General features: G+C 64.2%; 13 protein-coding genes. 3 read left to right on the top strand and 10 right to left on the bottom strand.

Annotation, left to right across the window (positions count from 1 at the left end):
* Positions 1-6: 6 nt before the first annotated feature.
* From GEU84_RS01515 to GEU84_RS01505, 3 genes are all read right to left on the bottom strand, one after another.
* Positions 7-1,134 (bottom strand): carbohydrate ABC transporter permease, encoded by a 1,128-nt coding sequence (locus GEU84_RS01515; RefSeq protein WP_152823734.1) that lies wholly within the window; start codon positions 1,132-1,134, stop codon positions 7-9.
* Positions 1,134-2,126, bottom strand: coding sequence for an ABC transporter permease subunit (locus GEU84_RS01510; RefSeq protein WP_174539255.1), 993 nt, complete (start codon positions 2,124-2,126; stop codon positions 1,134-1,136). Before GEU84_RS01510 ends, GEU84_RS01515 begins: the two co-directional genes overlap by 1 nt.
* A 102-nt stretch (positions 2,127-2,228) precedes the next feature.
* Positions 2,229-3,578, bottom strand: coding sequence for an ABC transporter substrate-binding protein (locus GEU84_RS01505; RefSeq protein ID WP_152823732.1), 1,350 nt, complete (start codon positions 3,576-3,578; stop codon positions 2,229-2,231).
* Between the two features lie 278 nt (positions 3,579-3,856).
* Here GEU84_RS01505 and GEU84_RS01500 point away from each other — a divergent pair, with 278 nt between their 5' ends.
* From GEU84_RS01500 to GEU84_RS01490, 3 genes are all read left to right on the top strand, one after another.
* Positions 3,857-4,885: a substrate-binding domain-containing protein gene (locus tag GEU84_RS01500; RefSeq protein WP_152823731.1), complete on the top strand. Its 1,029-nt coding sequence runs from the start codon at positions 3,857-3,859 to the stop codon at positions 4,883-4,885.
* A 20-nt stretch (positions 4,886-4,905) separates the two neighbouring features.
* Positions 4,906-6,228: a GH1 family beta-glucosidase gene (locus tag GEU84_RS01495; protein ID WP_152823730.1), complete on the top strand. Its 1,323-nt coding sequence runs from the start codon at positions 4,906-4,908 to the stop codon at positions 6,226-6,228.
* Positions 6,229-6,364: 136 nt separating this feature from the next.
* A complete protein-coding gene (locus GEU84_RS01490) occupies positions 6,365-7,339 on the top strand; it encodes a glucokinase (RefSeq protein ID WP_152823729.1) in 975 nt (324 codons plus the stop codon).
* Positions 7,340-7,387: 48 nt separating this feature from the next.
* Here GEU84_RS01490 and GEU84_RS01485 read toward each other — a convergent pair whose 3' ends face one another.
* From GEU84_RS01485 to GEU84_RS01455, 7 genes are all read right to left on the bottom strand, one after another.
* Positions 7,388-8,179 carry an FAD binding domain-containing protein gene (locus GEU84_RS01485; RefSeq protein ID WP_152823728.1) on the bottom strand — a complete coding sequence of 264 codons (792 nt, stop codon included), beginning with the start codon at positions 8,177-8,179 and terminating at the stop codon, positions 7,388-7,390.
* Between the two features lie 10 nt (positions 8,180-8,189).
* Complete coding sequence (locus GEU84_RS01480; protein WP_152823727.1) at positions 8,190-10,553, bottom strand: xanthine dehydrogenase family protein molybdopterin-binding subunit; 2,364 nt, start codon at positions 10,551-10,553, stop codon at positions 8,190-8,192.
* 51 nt (positions 10,554-10,604) lie between these two features.
* On the bottom strand, positions 10,605-11,090 hold the full coding sequence (locus GEU84_RS01475; protein WP_152823726.1) for a (2Fe-2S)-binding protein: 486 nt from the start codon (positions 11,088-11,090) through the stop codon (positions 10,605-10,607).
* A gap of 28 nt (positions 11,091-11,118) precedes the next feature.
* Positions 11,119-11,664: an SRPBCC family protein gene (locus tag GEU84_RS01470; RefSeq protein ID WP_152823725.1), complete on the bottom strand. Its 546-nt coding sequence runs from the start codon at positions 11,662-11,664 to the stop codon at positions 11,119-11,121.
* Between the two features lie 249 nt (positions 11,665-11,913).
* Positions 11,914-14,118 (bottom strand): hybrid sensor histidine kinase/response regulator, encoded by a 2,205-nt coding sequence (locus GEU84_RS01465; protein ID WP_152823724.1) that lies wholly within the window; start codon positions 14,116-14,118, stop codon positions 11,914-11,916.
* Positions 14,115-15,236 carry an FIST N-terminal domain-containing protein gene (locus tag GEU84_RS01460; RefSeq protein ID WP_152824078.1) on the bottom strand — a complete coding sequence of 374 codons (1,122 nt, stop codon included), beginning with the start codon at positions 15,234-15,236 and terminating at the stop codon, positions 14,115-14,117. Before GEU84_RS01460 ends, GEU84_RS01465 begins: the two co-directional genes overlap by 4 nt.
* 194 nt (positions 15,237-15,430) lie before the next feature.
* Positions 15,431-16,135, bottom strand: a complete 705-nt coding sequence (locus tag GEU84_RS01455; protein WP_241427542.1) for a response regulator transcription factor — start codon at positions 16,133-16,135, stop codon at positions 15,431-15,433.
* Positions 16,136-16,152 lie beyond the last annotated feature (17 nt).

Raw genomic sequence — 16,152 nt, 5'->3', positions numbered from 1 at the left:
TTTCCGTCACTTCACCGAGCCGGCCAAGAGGCCGCGCACCAGGTATTTCTGCATGGCAAAGAACACTACCAGCGGCACGAAGATCGACACGAAAGCCGAGGCTGCCAGGATTTCCCAATCACCGCCGCGCGACCCCAAGAGTTCCTTCATGACCCCGGTCATCACCAGCGTATCCTCGGAATTGCCCAGGAACACGATGGCCACCAGCAGGTCGTTCCATGTCCACAGGAACTGGAAGATGGCAAAGCTGGCCAGCGCGGGGAAGGACAGCGGCAGGATGATCTTGATGAAGATCTGGAAATCGGTCGCCCCGTCCACCCGTGCGGACTCAATGATCTCGCGCGGCAGGCCGACCATGTAGTTGCGCAACAGGTAGATGGCCAGTGGCAGGCCGAACCCGGAATGCGCCAGCCAGACGCCCAGATACTCGCCCGCGATGCCCAGCGTGTTGTGCAGTTTCAGCAGCGGGATCAGCGACAGTTGCAAGGGCACCACCAGCAGCCCCACCACACCGGCAATCAGCAGCGCACGGCCCGGAAACTCCATCCACGCCAGGGCATAGGCGGCAAAGGCCGCGATCAGGATGGGGATCACCGTCGCGGGAATGGTCACGGTCATGGTGTTCAGGAACGCACGCCCCAGCCCTTCGGCAAACAGCACGCGGTCATAGTTTTCCAGCGTGAAGCGTGGCGGGGTGACAGATGTGATGAACAGCCGCGGGCTGCGCCCCTCGAACGCCACGGGCGAGGTAACGGCATAGGTGCCATCTTCTTGCACGGTGGCGGTCACGCCATCGCCCATGTCGGCCACATCGCCCGGGGCAAAGGCGGTGGGCTCGCGCGAGGTGATGCCGAAGGCGTTCACCTCGCCCGTGCCGTCGCCAAACACATTGCCGTCGATCACGAAACCCGCGCCCTCGGGGCGCTGGGTGTCGGCGTCACCGATGCGGTAGACGATGTTCTGTTCCGACGGGAACAGCGACTGCCACCACCCCGAGGTGGTGATCTGGTCACGGTCACGGAACGACGAGACCAGAAGGCCGAAGGTGGGGATCGTCCACAACAGAACCAGCGCCACGACCGACAGGTTCACGGTCCAGACGAGGCTGCTTTTGGTGCCTGCGATATTGTCCATCAGCGCATTTCCTTCCGCGCGTTGCGGATGTTCCAGATCATGATCGGCGTCACCGTCAGCATGATGACGATGGCGATGGCCGAAGCCCGCCCGGTATCATTGCCGCGGAACATCCAGTCGAACATCAGGTTGGCCAGCACCTGCGTGCCCCATTGGCCGTTGGTCATCGCCAGCACGATGTCGAACACCTTCAGCACGGTGATGGTGATCGTGGTCCAGACCACGGCGATGGTGCCCCAGATCTGCGGCACCTTGATCTTGGTGAAGATTTGCAGGGGTGACGCGCCGTCCAGAATGGCGGCCTCGATGGTTTCCTCGGGGATGCCGCGCAGGGCCGCCGACAGGATCACCATGGCAAAACCTGTCTGGATCCAGATCAGCACCACCATCAGCAGGAACGAGTTGGTGGGGATTTGTGACAGCCAGGTCTGCGGCTCTCCCCCCAGGGCCACGACGATGGCGTTCAGCATGCCCACCTCGGCCTGCCCGTCACCGCGATAGTCGTAGATAAATTTCCAGATGACCGAGGCACCCACGAAAGAGATCGCCATCGGCATGAAGATCATCGCCTTGGCGAAATTGCCCCAGCGGATACGGTCGGTCAACGCCGCCGCGATCAGGCCAAAGAAGGTGGAACCGGCGGGCACGACCAGCAGCCACATGAAGTTGTTCCACAAGGATTCCCGGAACTTGGGGTCATTCACCAGCCAGAGGTAATTGTCGGCCCCGACGAAATTCTGCCCGTTGGAATCATGGAACGACAGCCAGACCGACACGAAGACCGGATAGACCAGATAGACAGTCAAAAGGATGATGGCGGGCATCAGGAACAGCCAGGGCCGGATCAGCCCGGCGCGCAGGATGTTGCGCCCGGCATTGGCCCCGCGCGGCGGAAAGATGCTGTCCAGCACGATGTTGGACATGAAGAAGTAAAAGACGCACCCGGCCACACCGATCACGATGGTGGCGGTTGCCATGAACAATTGTTCCACCCGAAGCCCCCCCTTTTGTAACGCCCCGCTCCCCCGCAGGGCCCCGCGCTTTCGCAGGGATGGCCTGCCCGCGTCTGCGGACAGGCCGGTATTGTCGCAAGGTTACTTCAGCGTATCCCAGGTGGACTGGATCTGCGTGGCCACTTCGGCGGCGGCTTTGCCACCGGTGTAGTCAACCATGCCGGTCCAGAACACGCCCGCACCCACGGCACCCGGCATCAGGTCAGAGCCGTCAAAGCGGAAGGTGGTGGCGTTCAGCAGGATGTCGCCCAGCTTCTTCAGCGTCGGGTCGCCGTAGGCTTCGGCATTCACGCCCTTGTAGGGCGTCAGGAAGCCGGTCTGCGCCATCCAGACTTCATGCGCGATCGGGGTCTTCAGGAATTCGACAAAGGCGCGCGCTGCCGGGCTGTCCTTGGTCATCGCAAACAGCGTGCCTGCGCCCAGAACCGGCTGGCCCAGATCCTTGTCGGCATAGGCGGGAAGGTAGAAAAAATCGGCATCCTCGCCGATCACGGTGCCTTCGGGGAAGAACGACGGGATGAACGACGCCTGACGGTGCATGTAGCACTGGGGCGGCGACGAGAACAGGCCCTTGGGGCTGTCGCGGAAGTCGGTCGAGGCCACGGCACCGGCACCACCGGCCACGTATTCATCCACCTTGGCGAAAGCGCCGAATTCCTCGATGGCGGCCACAACGATGGGGTCGTCGAACTTCAGCTCGTTCGACACCCATTTGTCATAGTTTTCCGGCGTGGTGGTGCGCAGCATCATGTCTTCGACCCAGTCGGTCGCGGGCCAGCCCGTAGCACCGCCCGAACCCAGACCGATGCACCAGGGCGTGCCGCCATCGGCAACGATCTGGTCAGTCAGCGCCTTGAGATCTTCCATCGTCTCGGGAATCTCGTAGCCCGCATCTTCGAAGTTTTCCGGCACATACCAGACCAGCGATTTCACATCGACCTTGTAGAAAAAGCCGAACAGGCCCGGGTTGCCATCTGCGCCCGGGTAGGTCGACAGATCAACCCAGGATTGCCCGGCGGCGTAGTTGTCTTTCAGCCAGGTCGCTGTTTCGGCGCCCAGATCAACCAGATAGCCCTTGGAGGCCAGATCGCGCGCCAGACCCGGCTGCGGCAGCACCACCAGATCGGGGGGCGAACCTGCACCCGTGGCGATGTTGATGCGCTGTTCCACGCCCTCGCCGCCGGTATACTCGACGCTGGCCCCGGTGGCCGCCTCGAAATAGGCGATCACGCTTTCGAACAGTTCCTTGTCCGGCCCGCCCCACGGCCCGTCGATGACCAGGCTCTGGCCCGACAGATCCTGCTTGAACGCGTCAAAGCTGGCCCAGTTGAAGCGGGCATCCTCGCCCGGTGCGAATTTCAGATCCTGCGCCTGCGCGGCGCCTGACAACAAAGCAAGCGCAGCCGCGCTTGCCAAAAACCTGGATTTCATGTCGATCCTCCCGATCACACGCGCCATGCTGCGCGGTTAAAACACCAAGCGATACGAATCATTTCCAAACCGCTTTGGATGGCAAACCTTTGCCGATCCATGCTGTGAAGTCAATTCTGCGGCGGCGGTGGGCCAACTTTTCCCCTTATTTTGCGCATGCAGAAACAGAAAATTGGCGCGCGTCAATGGCAGGAATGGCTTTGACCCCGGTGCAAACGCGCACTATTGATGAAGGCGATTGAAACCGTTTTGGCACGCCCCCGCATGACCGCCCGACCATGAATCTCAAGGAACTGGCCCAAAAGCTTGGTCTGTCGCCCACGACCGTCAGCCGTGCGCTGAACGGCTATCCCGAGGTCAATGAGGCGACCCGCGAGCGCGTGATGGCTGCGGCCAAACGGCACAATTACCGCCCCAACACGCGGGCGATCCGGCTGGCGACAGGGCGGGCCATGGCCGTTGGGCATGTCATTCCAATTGCGACGCGGCATGAAATCGTCAACCCCGTGTTTGCCGATTTCATCGCCGGTGCGGGCGAGGCCTACAGCCGTGCGGGCTATGACATGGTGCTGTCGGTTGTGCCGGATGAGGACGAGGAGCGCAGCTACCGCGAGTTGAAATCGCGCGGCACGGTGGATGGCATCATCGTGCATGCGCCGCGCCTGCAAGACCCGCGCATTCCGCTGCTGCATGACATCGGCTTTCCCTTTGTCGTGCATGGCCGGGCGACCGGCACCACCCTGCCCTATTCCTGGCTGGACGTGAACAACCGCCGCGCGTTCCAGCGCGCCACCGAATTCCTTCTGGATCTGGGCCATACCCGCATCGGTCTGGTCAACGGGCTGGAGTTCATGGATTTTGCCGTGCGCCGCCGCACCGGGTATCTGGATGCGCTGGCCACGCGGGGCATCCTGCCCGACCCCGCGCTGATGGCCTCGGACGAGATGACCGAAACCAGCGGCTTTCGCGCCGCCAGCCGCATGCTGGCCATGGCCGATGCGCCCACCGCCTTTGTCGTATCCTCGATGATCTCGGCCATGGGGGTGCGGCGCGCGATTGACGACCGCGGGCTGAAAATCGGCCGCGACGTGTCGATCATCATCCATGACGACGAACTATCCTACATGCGCAACGGCGATGATGTGCCGATCTACACCGCCACGCGGTCATCGGTGCGCGATGCCGGGCGGCAGGCGGCGGAAATGCTGCTGGACATCATCGCCAACCCCGACAGCGCCCCGCAGCAGCGGCTGCTGGAGGCGGAGCTTATCATCGGCCAGTCAACCGGCCCCGCGCCGAAACGCTGACCCCCAAACCGGACCATGACATGAACTTTACCCGCGCCGATTTTCCCGAAGGTTTCCTGTTCGGGGCCGCCACCTCCAGCTATCAGATCGAGGGCCATGGTTTCGGCGGCGCGGGCCGCACGCAATGGGATGATTTCGCGGCCACCCCCGGCAATGTGGTGCGGGCCGAGCACGGGCAGTTGGCCTGCGACCATTACCACCGCTATGCCGCTGATTTCGACATGCTGAAGGCGGGCAATCTGGATGTGTATCGCTTTTCAACCTCTTGGGCGCGGGTGATCCCCGAAGGGCGCGGCGCGGTGAATGCCGAGGGGCTGGATTATTATGACCGGCTGGTCGATGCGCTGCTGGAACGCGAGTTGAAACCGGCGGCGACGCTGTATCACTGGGAGCTGCCCTCGCCCCTGCAAGACGCGGGCGGCTGGCGCAACCGCGATATTGCGGGCTGGTTCGGCGATTACACGCAGGTGGTGATGGAGCGTATCGGCGACCGTGTCTGGTCGGCAGCCCCGATCAACGAGCCGTGGTGCGTGGCCTGGCTGTCGCATTTCCTGGGCCACCATGCGCCGGGCCTGCGCGACATCCGGGCGACCGCGCGGGCGATGCACCATGTGCTTTTGGCGCATGGCACGGCCATTGGCGTGATGCGGGGGCTGGGGATGAAAAACCTCGGTGCCGTGTGCAATTTCGAATATGCCGCCCCCGCCGATGACAGCCCCGAGGCGGCCAAGGCGGCGGCGCTGTATGATGGCTATTACAACCACTGGTTCCTGTCCGGCATGTTCAAGGGCGAATATCCGGCGAATGTGCTGGAAGGGCTGGGCCCGCACATGCCGAACGGCTGGCAGGATGATTTCGGCGTGATCGGCGCAAAGGTCGATTGGGTGGGGCTGAACTACTACACCCGCAAGCTGATCGGCCCGGTCGACGGCCCCTGGCCCAGCCATGGCGAGGTCGAGGGCCCGCTGCCGAAAACCCAGATGGGATGGGAGATTTACCCCGAGGGGCTGGAGTTTTTCCTCAAACGCACCCACGCCGAATACACCAAGGGCCTGCCGCTGTTCGTGGCCGAAAACGGCATGGCCAACCCAGATGTGCTGGTGGATGGCGCGGTGGATGATCAGGGCCGCATCGCCTATGTCGAGGGCCATCTGGCCGCCGTGCGCCGCGCCATTGCGGCAGGGGTGCCGGTGCAGGGTTATTACCTGTGGTCGCTGATGGACAACTACGAATGGTCGCTGGGATACGAGAAACGCTTTGGCATGGTGCATGTGGATTTCGATACCTTGCAGCGCACACCGAAAGCGTCCTATCACGCCCTGACGCGCGCCTTGGCGCGCTGAAAAAGAAACCTGACGCGCGCTTTGGCGCGCTGAAAAGAAACCTGACCCGCGCACTGGCGCGCTGAAACGAAAACCCGAGCCGCGTGCTGATCCACATTCCGCACCCAACATTCCGCACCAAAGACGGGAGCCTGCCATGACCCTTTCGATCGTTGCCGACCTTGGCGGCACCAACACCCGTGTGGCGCTGGCCGAGGATGGCCGGGTGGACGAGGCCAGCCTGCGGCGGTTCTCGAACCGTGAATACCATGGCCGGGGGCAGGATATCGCGGATATCCTGTCAGACTACCTGCGCGACACCGGGGCCAAGGTGGATGGCGTCTGTGTGGCGGTGGCAGGCCCGGTGCAGGACGGGTCAGCCGCGATGACCAACCTTGCCTGGACGATGGATGGCCCCAAACTGTCGGCGGCCACCGGGGCGGGCACAGTGGCGCTGCTGAACGATCTGCAAGCGCAGGGGCATGCGCTGGGGCATATCGCACCGGAAAAGCTGCGGCTGCTGATGGACGGGCCGGACAAGCCGGGCGCGCCGATGCTGGTGGTGGGTCTGGGCACCGGGGTGAATGCCGCACCCGTGCATGACACCGCGCGGGGCCGCGTGGTGGCCCCGTCGGAATGCGGCCATGTGAACATGCCGGTGCGCAGCGACGAGGATTTCCGCCTGATGCGCTTCATCGAGGCGCTGGTGGCGCGGGGTGGCGACGCCCCTCATGCCGGTGTTGAAGAGGTGCTGGCGGGCCGGGGTCTGGCCAATCTTTACAGCTTTGCGGCGGCTGAGGCGGGGGCCGCGCCCGGCCTGAACTCCGATCAGGTGCTGGCGGGGCTGACGGCCAATGATCCGGTCTGCGTGCATGCGGCGCAGCTTTACACCCGGATTCTGGCGCAGACATTGGCCGACCTGGCGCTGATCCACCTGCCCTATGGCGGGATCTACCTGATCGGCGGCATGTCGCGAGCGATGACCCCGCATCTGCCGCGCTTTGGCCTGACCGAAGTGTTCCGCGAAAACCGGCGGGTGGATCTGCTGACCCGCGATTTCACCATCCGCGTGGTCGAGGATGATTTTGCCGCCCTGACCGGTTGCGCCTTCTATCTGGCCTCGCTGGGCTGACAGCAAAAAGGCCCCCGCCGGGGGCCTTTTTCGTTCCTGAACAGATGTTCACATGGCTGCGGCAACGGCCCGTTTGGTCAGCACCTTCACCAGATGCGCGCGGTAGGCCGCCGTGCCGTGCAGGTCGGCGATCATGCCGTCGGACGGAACGCTCAGCCCTTCAAGCGCCGAACCGTTGAAATTGCCCGACAGCGCCGCCTCGCCCTCGGCCCAACGGAACACGCCGTCGTTCGACGCACCCGTCACCGCCACGCGCACGCCATCGGCGTATTTGGCCACGAAAACCCCCACCAGCGCGAAACGTGACGCAGGCTGCGCGAACTTGATGTAAGCCGCCTTTTCCGGGATCGGAAAGGTGACGGCGGTGATGATCTCGCCCTCACCCAGCGCGGTGGCGAACATGCCCTGAAAGTAATCCTCCGCCGCGATGTCACGCTGGTTGGTGGTGATGGTGGCACCCGAGGCCAGCGCCGCCGAAGGATAGCAGGCCGAGGGATCGTTGTTGGCCAGCGATCCGCCGATGGTGCCCCGGTTGCGCACCGCCGGATCACCGATCTGCCCCGCCAGCGCCGCCAGCGCGGGGTAGAACGCCTTGGCCTCTGCCGCCACGGTGGCGTGGGTTGTCGCCCCGCCGATGGTAACGGATGCCCCGGCCCGCCCCGATACGCCGCGCAGTTCGGCAATCCCGGTCAGCGACACCAGAACCTCGGGTGCCGCCAGCCGCTGTTTCATCGTGGGCAGCAGCGTCATGCCGCCCGACAGCGCCTGCGCGCCCTCTGCCGCCAGGGCCGCCACCGCATCGGCGACCGAGGCCGGTTTCACGAAGTCAAAGTTGTGCATCCTCGCCTCCTCAGCCGTTGATCGCCGCCCAGACGCGCGAGGGCGTCAGGGGCATGTCGATATGTTTCACATCATGGCCGCCACGGATCAGCGCGTCGATCACCGCATTCACCACGGCGGGGGGCGAGCCGATGGCCCCCGCCTCGCCGCAGCCCTTCACCCCAAGGGGGTTGTGGGTGCAGGGGGTGACGCAGGAATGATCGACATTGAACATCGGCAGGTCGGTGGCGCGCGGCATCGCGTAATCCATGAAGGATCCGCTCAGCAACTGGCCGTTTTCGTCATAGGCGCAGTTTTCCATCAGCGCCTGGCCGATACCCTGCGCCAGACCGCCTTGCACCTGTCCTTCGACAATCATCGGGTTGACGATATTGCCAAAGTCATCCGCCGCCGAAAAGGCCAGCACCGTGACCTGCCCGGTGTCGGCATCCACCTCCACCTCGCAGCCATAGGCACCCGAGGGATAGGTGAAGTTCGACGGGTCGTAAAACGCCGTCTCCTCCAGCCCCGGCTCCAGGCTTTCCAGCGGGTAGTTGTGCGGAACATAGGCCGCCAGCGTCACGCCCACCCAATCCACCGATTTGTCGGTGCCCGCGACGGTGAACTTGCCGTCCTTCAACTCGATGTCACCCTCGGCGGCTTCCAGCAGATGCGAGGCGATCTTCTTGGCCTTGTTGATGATCTTGTTTGTGGCCTTCACGATGGCCGACCCGCCCACCGCCAGAGAACGCGAGCCATAGGTGCCCATGCCCATCGGCGTGTTCGACGTGTCGCCATGCACGATGTCGATCTGGGCGGCGTCGATACCGATCATCTCGGCCACGACCTGCGCGAAAGAGGTCTCATGCCCCTGCCCGTGGCTGTGGCTGCCGGTATAGACGCTGATGCTGCCGGTCGCATTCACCCGCACGGTGGCGGATTCGTAAAGCCCCGCCCGCGCGCCCAACTGGCCCACCAGGTTTGACGGCGCGATGCCGCAAGCCTCGATGTAATGCGCGATGCCGAAGCCGCGCAGCTTGCCGCGCGCGGCGCTTTCCATCCGCCGCGCCTCGAACCCGGCGTGGTCGGAAATTTCCAGCAGCTTGTCCATCGTGGCATGGTAATTGCCGGTGTCATAGACCACGGCCACCGGCGTCTGATAGGGGAATTCGGTGATGAAATTCTGCCGCCGCAGCGCCACCGGATCCACCCCCAACTCGCGCGCCGCCTTGTCCACCAGACGCTCCAGCTGGAACGTCGCCTCGGGGCGGCCCGCGCCGCGATAGGCATCGACCGGGATGGTATTGGTGAACACCGCCTTCACATTCACATAGATCAGCGGCGTCTTGTAGTTGCCCGCCATCAGTGTGCCATGCAGCCAGGTGGGAATGGCCGGCGCGAAGGTGGAAAGATAAGCCCCCATGTTGGCATAGGTATCGGTGCGGATGGCGGTAAAGTTGTTCTCGGCATCCAGCGCCAGTTCGATCTTGGTCACATGGTCGCGGCCCTGCGCATCCGACAAAAACGCCTCGGACCGCGAAGATGTCCATTTCACCGGGCGTTTCACCACCTTGGCGGCAAAGGTCACGAACGCCTCTTCCGCATAGTGATAGATTTTCGACCCGAACCCGCCGCCCACATCGGGGGCCACCACGCGCAATTTATGCTCCGGTATGCCCAGCACGAATGCGCCCATCAGCAGGCGAATGACATGCGGGTTCTGGCTGGTGGTATAAAGCGTATACTGGTCGGAGTGGCTTTCAAAATCGGCCACCGCCACGCGCGGCTCCATCGGGTTGGCGACCAGACGGTTGTTCACCAGTTCCAGCGTGGTCACATGGGCCGCCTTGGCAAAGGCCTCGTCCACCGCCGCCTTGTTTTCTTCGACAAAACCCCAGTCAAAGCAAAGGTTTGAACCGATTTCTTCATGCACCAACGTGCCGCCCGGTTCAATCGCCGCCTTCATGTCCAGCACGGCGGGCAGTTCCTCGATGTCGATCTCGATCATTTCCGCCGCGTCGCGGGCCTGTTCGTAAGTGTCAGCCACCACCACGCAGATCGGGTCGCCCACATGGCGCACCTTGCCATCGGCCAGCACCGGATGCTTGGGCTCCAGCATCACCTTGCCGTGCTTGTCAGTGATCTGCCAGCCGCAGGGAATGCCGCCCACACCGGCGAAATCGGCGGCGGTGAACACTTTCACCACACCTTCCATCGCCTCAGCCGCGGCAAAGTCGATACCCTTGATCCGGCCATGTGCGACCTCGGATCGCACGAAATGCGCATAGGCCTGACCGCGCAGGTTGATGTCGTCGGTGTAGCGTCCCTTGCCGGTCAGGAACCGGATATCCTCGCGCCGCTTGGTGCTGGCGCCAATGCCACCGTCTTTGGGCATGTCATCCTCCCTTGATGCGATACGTCAAAGACGCACCGTAAATATCTGAATTTATTCAGCGGCGACGGCGGCCACATCCTGCCCCGAGGCTGCCAGCACCGCCTTGACGATGTTGTGGTAGCCGGTGCAACGGCAGATGTTGCCTTCCAGATAGTGCCGCACTTCGCCTTCGGTCGGGCTGGGGTTTGACGCCAGCAGCGCCGCCGAGGCCATCACCATGCCCGGCGTGCAATAGCCGCATTGCAGCCCGTGGTGATCCTGGAACGCCTGCTGGATCACAGACAGCGACCCATCGGCATTCGCCATGCCCTCGATCGTCGTCACCGTGGCCCCCGCCACATCCTGCGCGAAGACCGAGCAGGATTTCACCGCCACCCCATCCACATGCACAGTGCAGGCGCCGCATTGCGACGTGTCGCAACCGATATGCGTGCCGGTCAGACCCAGCCCTTCGCGCAGATAGGAAGAAAGCAGCGTGCGCCCTTCCGTCATCGCCGATACGGTCTTGCCGTTGACGGTCATCGTCACTTTCGTCATGTCATCCTCCCTCACCAGTCTTCCGGGTTCAGCCGATCAGCCGCTTGAACCAGCCTTTTTTCTGCCCATTGCCCGCTTCGCCCCCGGCATCATTGCCCGGGGCCGCGTCTTCGGGCATGTCATCCGCCGCTGCCGGGCCTTCCACGGTTTCCTGAAACCGGGCAAAGAAATCATCGGCCATCTTTTTCGCGAAACCGTCGATGATCCGGCTGCCCAGCTGCGCCAACTTGCCGCCCACATTGGCCTGCACGTCATAGCCCAGCCGCGTGCCCTGGGGGATCGCGGTCAGCGTCACCTTCGCCCCGCCCTTGGCAAAGCCCGCAGGCCCGCCCTTGCCCTCGCCCGAGATTGTCAGGCTTTCGCCCGCCACCATGTCGGACAATTTGACCAGACCGGTAAACCGCGCCTTCACCGGGCCGACCTTTTGCACCACCACCGCCTCGAACCCGTCCTCGGGCGATCCGGTCAGGCTTTCGCAGCCCGGAATGCAGGCCATCAAAACCTGCGGGTCCAGAATGGCGGCCCAGACGGTCGCCGGATCGGCTGCAATGTCGCGTTGGTCGGTAAGTTGCATGCGCGCCTCATTTCCTTGAAAACTTTAGGGCCAGTTCACCGCCCCGGCTATGTGACCTTGGTAGTATTGCCATCGGTCCCGGGGGCTTGTGTCCCTGCTATCCGCCCCGTTCGTTGCGGCCAATGCGACCTTGGTGCGAAAACCGCCGCCCCGCCACCAAGGTAGCATAACACCGGCGCGGCATGCAGCCTGGCAAAAAAATCTCCCGCCCGGTGGGCCGGATCACAAGCCGCACAGCCTGCGCGCGCGTCAAAGCCCTGACAGGAACACTTCCAGCGCGCGGGCATCGACGGGTTTGTAGATCAGCCCGATCTGTGACGCGGCGCACAAAGCGGCCAGTTCGGCCCGCCGGTTGGCCGTGACGATGGATGCAGGCACAGCGCCGTGCCGCGCACGCAGCGCAATGATGAAGTCCACACCGGTCATGCCCGCACCAAGCTGTTGATCCACAAGGAAGAAATCCGGCAATATGCCGATTTCCTCGATCAGGGCCAAAGCCTCTTCGCCGGATGCGGCATCCAGCACGCTCATGCCCCATTTTTCCAGCAACAGCCCCATGGCGCGGCGCAGGTCGCTGTCGTTTTCCACCAGAAAGGCGATCTTGTCCTGTGCCACACGGCGCGATTCGTCACCGCCGCGCCGGGATTCGGATGGCACCATTGGCGGCCCGGCGCCATCGGCACGCGGCAGTTGCAGCATGAAACAGGTGCCGCGACCCACCTGCGAACTCAGGCCCAGCGGATGGCCCAGCAACCCGCAGGCGCGCTCGACAATCGCCAGCCCCAGCCCCATGCCTTCTGACGCCGAGGCGGGCGCGTTCAGGCGGTGAAATTCCTTGAAGATGTTCTCCTGATCCGCCTCGGGAATGCCCGGCCCGGTATCCCAGACCTCCAGCCGCAACAGGCCGGCTTTTGCCCGCGCACCCACCAGCACACGGCCCTGCGTGGTATAGCGGATGGCGTTGCCGATCAGGTTTTGCAGGATGCGGCGCAGATAGGCAGGGTCGGATGCCACCACCGCCGAACAGGGCACCACCACCAGCCGCAGCCCCTTGGCCGCCGCCAGGGGCGCAAATTCATCGCGCAGTTGCGCCAGCAGCCGGTCCAGCCGCACAGGGCCCACGCTGACCGCCGCCTTGCCGCTTTCCAGTTTGGAGATGTCCAGCAGCGCCGCCAGAATCCCCTCCACCGAATCCAGCGCGTTCTGCGCCTTTTCCAGCGCCTCGCGCGACTGCGGCTCCACCGCCTCATCCCCGATGGATGCGATGAACAGTTTCGCCGCCGACAGGGGTTGCAGCAAGTCATGGCTGGCGGCGGCCACGAAACGCGACCGGCTGGCATTGGCGCGCTCGGCATGGGCCAGCGCATCCTCCAGTTCCAGCGTGCGCTCCATCACCCGCGCCTCCAGCGTCTCATTGGCGCGTGACAGCGCCTCGATGGCCGCGCGCTCGGCGGTCACATCGGTGAAACTCATCACGAAACCCCGGTCGGGCATTTCCTGCGCGAACACGTCCAGTATCAGGTCATCGCCGCGCCGCAGTTCAAAGTTCAGTGCCGCCCGCCCCGCCCGCGCCTTGACCCAAGCTTCCAGCAGCGGCGCGCTCATGCCTTCGCCAAAGCTGATCTCGCGCTGGAAACGCTCCAGCAGGTAATCGAAACTGGCACCGATGCGGAACCGCGCCAAAGGGATGGCCAGCAAGGTGCCCAGCCGCTGATTCCACCCCACCAGCCGCGCATCGGCATCAAAGATGCAGACACCCTGGTTGATATGGTCCAGCGTGGCGCGGATGATGCGGGCCTGATCGTCCAGCATCTTGCCGCGTTCCAGCCGCTCGCTGCGGATGATGTCGGTCACATCGGTCTGCAGGATCACCGTGCCGCCATCGGCCGTGCGGTGTTCGGATACCTGCACCCAGCGGTCCCAGATCATGCGGACGTTGAAGATCACATGCCGGTCAAGGTGCCTGCGGCGGCGGCGCACCGCCCAATCCTCGGGTGTCTCTCGCTCCGGCAGGGCCAGATAGCGTGACCGGCTGACATGGGTGATATAGGCATCAAATGTCAGGCCGGGCCTCAGATGGTCAACGATATCAACCATATGCATGCCAAAGCGCGAATTGCACAGCACCAGCACATCATCGGCATCGAACAGCGCGAACCCTTCCTGCACCGTTTCAATCGCATTGGCCAGGTTCTGCCGCGCGGCCTCGGTCGCCTTGTTGGCATCGGCAAGGCGGGCGTTGGAAAGGTTCAGAAGGTCAAGCGTGCGTTCAAGATCGGCGGTGCGTTCGCGCACCTGATCCTCCAGCATGGCGGCGCGCTGGAACTGGGCATAGGCGGCGCCCCCGTCATCGGTGATGCTTTCCACCCGCCGCATCAGCACCTGCACGATCTGCAGCAGCTTTTCGGTCTGCCGGGCGGGCGGGTCGGCGGGGTTCAGCAGGCTGTCTATCATGGGCTTGGATCGGGCGGATAGATCGCCACCCCGGTCATGGTCTGGTTCACGTGCATGCCGTTCAACTGCTCGCCATAGGTGGAAAAACCCACAACCCGGTGCTGGCGCAACAACTGGCTGATCGCGCCAAGCGATTGTTTTTCCTGCGCCTCCATCCGCCTCAGGATGCAGTCGCAGGCCAGTATCGCCTGCGGGGCACCACCGCGCGCCAGTGCGGTCAGTTCGGCATCCAGATGCGCCACCATATCCTGCGGTTCGGCCAGGGTCAGCACCAGCCCCTCGTCTATGGCCGAGAAAAACACCAGATCGCCGTTTTCCGCGACCTGCTGAATGGCGCGCACATGGTGCTTGCCGCCGATGCGCACCACCACCGGATGCGCGGCAAAGGTGAAGGTGGTCAGTTGCGCCGGATCCTTGCCCAGAAGGCGGGCATACTCCCGCGCCGCGGGTTCGGCATTGATGCGGCGCACGATGCGGTGTTTCGGATCGGCCTCTGTCACCACCATGCGGCGGTCGGTGGGGATCAGGTGATCAAGGTTGAACACCTTGACCCGGCAATCGCTGCGCACCAGCGCCAGCACGGCGGCATTGCGCAGCACCCGGCCCGCGTGCAGCACGAACGTCTCGCGGAACCGCGTGCCATCGGCCGCCGAACCACCAAACAGCGGCACGGGGCCAAGGCCCGAGGCCAGCGCCGATGTCAGCTCGTCCTCGCGGATTGACAGGCCATCGACCATCAGAAAGGCGAATTCATGCAGCCAGCCGGGGTTTTCGCGGCCCAGCCCGGCCCGCGCGCGGATCAGACGGCCGATCAGCGCCTCGGGGTTCAGATCGCCCAGATCGGGGATCAGCAGCGGATCAACCGCGAAATGCGCCGCGGAAAGGCCAACGGCCACGATCTCGCCCTCGGTATAGCCCCGGTCGGATATTTCGCCTGCCGTGGTGCAGCCGATAACCGGGGTTCCAGCAAAGGCGGCTTCCGCCTGGGCGGCCAGCAAGGTGATGTCAGCCTCGGGCGAGATGAACAGGATCACCAGCGCGAACGGCCCGCAGCCCAGCCCCTCGCGCAGCGCGGCGGCGGCCCCGGCGGCATGGGCCGCAACGGTCGCCGTCACCATCAGCGGCGGCAGCGCAGCCAGCGATGGCAAAAGGCCCGCGCCCTGCGGCGCGGTTGACGGGCTGTCCATGGTCATCCTCCCCCCGGGTTGCCCCGGTGCGGTGCCGCAGCCTCCCCCGCTGCACCTTGGCGTCATCTGACAGGCAAAGCCGGGGCGGACGCAAGCCCCGTTCGCAGCCCGGCCCCCCGCGCCGGTCAGCCGTTTTCGGGCATCAGGCTGGCAAAACTGGCTTCCTGCACGATCAGCACGGCCTGCGTGCGGCTTTGCACGCCCAGCTTGCGCATGATCGCCGTCACATGCGCCTTGACCGTGGTTTCGGCGATGGTCAGGTCATAGGCGATCTGTTTGTTCAGCCGCCCCTCGCAGATCAGTTGCAGAATTTTTGCCTGCTGCCGGGTCAGCAGCGACAGGCGCGCGATGGCATCCTCGCGCTGGCTGGCCGGCGCGCCGGGGTCTGTCGCGGGGGTAAAGCCCTCGGGCACGAAACGCCGCCCCTCGCGGATCGCATCGAAGGCCGCGCGAAACACCTCGCGCCGTGAATGTTTCGGCACGAACCCCGCCGCCCCCGCTTTCATCGCCGCCCCGATCACCCGGTTGTCGGCCAGGCTGGAGACCACCACCACCGGCACCGGCCCCAGCCCCGCACGCAGGCGGATAAGCCCATCCAGCCCGTTCACATCGGGCAGGTTCAGATCAAGCACCACCACGTCGAATGCGGGCGACAGATCAAGCCGCGCCAGCGCGGTTTCCAGCCGGTCGGCGGTCTCGATATGGCTGATGCCCGCCACCGCCTTCAGCGTCATCGCCAGCGCATCGCAGAACAGCGGATGATCGTCGATGATCAGCGCGGATTGCAGATTGGGATCCGGGGGTGGCATGTGCAGGGCGGTCTGGGTCATTCGCGTGCCTGTGGCCT

The sequence above is a fragment of the Fertoeibacter niger genome (genome assembly GCF_009380135.2).
GTDB classification, from domain to species: domain Bacteria; phylum Pseudomonadota; class Alphaproteobacteria; order Rhodobacterales; family Rhodobacteraceae; genus Fertoeibacter; species Fertoeibacter niger.
This window is presented reverse-complemented; position numbering and strand designations above follow the sequence as displayed.

Coding starts and splice junctions, on each gene's coding strand:
- GEU84_RS01515 (WP_152823734.1), bottom strand. CDS start 1,134: ATGGACAATATCGCAGGCACCAAAAGCAGCCTCGTCTGGACCGTGAAC.
- GEU84_RS01505 (WP_152823732.1), bottom strand. CDS start 3,578: ATGAAATCCAGGTTTTTGGCAAGCGCGGCTGCGCTTGCTTTGTTGTCA.
- GEU84_RS01500 (WP_152823731.1), top strand. CDS start 3,857: ATGAATCTCAAGGAACTGGCCCAAAAGCTTGGTCTGTCGCCCACGACC.
- GEU84_RS01495 (WP_152823730.1), top strand. CDS start 4,906: ATGAACTTTACCCGCGCCGATTTTCCCGAAGGTTTCCTGTTCGGGGCC.
- GEU84_RS01490 (WP_152823729.1), top strand. CDS start 6,365: ATGACCCTTTCGATCGTTGCCGACCTTGGCGGCACCAACACCCGTGTG.
- GEU84_RS01485 (WP_152823728.1), bottom strand. CDS start 8,179: ATGCACAACTTTGACTTCGTGAAACCGGCCTCGGTCGCCGATGCGGTG.
- GEU84_RS01480 (WP_152823727.1), bottom strand. CDS start 10,553: ATGCCCAAAGACGGTGGCATTGGCGCCAGCACCAAGCGGCGCGAGGAT.
- GEU84_RS01475 (WP_152823726.1), bottom strand. CDS start 11,090: ATGACGAAAGTGACGATGACCGTCAACGGCAAGACCGTATCGGCGATG.
- GEU84_RS01470 (WP_152823725.1), bottom strand. CDS start 11,664: ATGCAACTTACCGACCAACGCGACATTGCAGCCGATCCGGCGACCGTC.
- GEU84_RS01465 (WP_152823724.1), bottom strand. CDS start 14,118: ATGATAGACAGCCTGCTGAACCCCGCCGACCCGCCCGCCCGGCAGACC.
- GEU84_RS01460 (WP_152824078.1), bottom strand. CDS start 15,236: ATGGTGACGGCGACCGTTGCGGCCCATGCCGCCGGGGCCGCCGCCGCG.
- GEU84_RS01455 (WP_241427542.1), bottom strand. CDS start 16,135: ATGACCCAGACCGCCCTGCACATGCCACCCCCGGATCCCAATCTGCAA.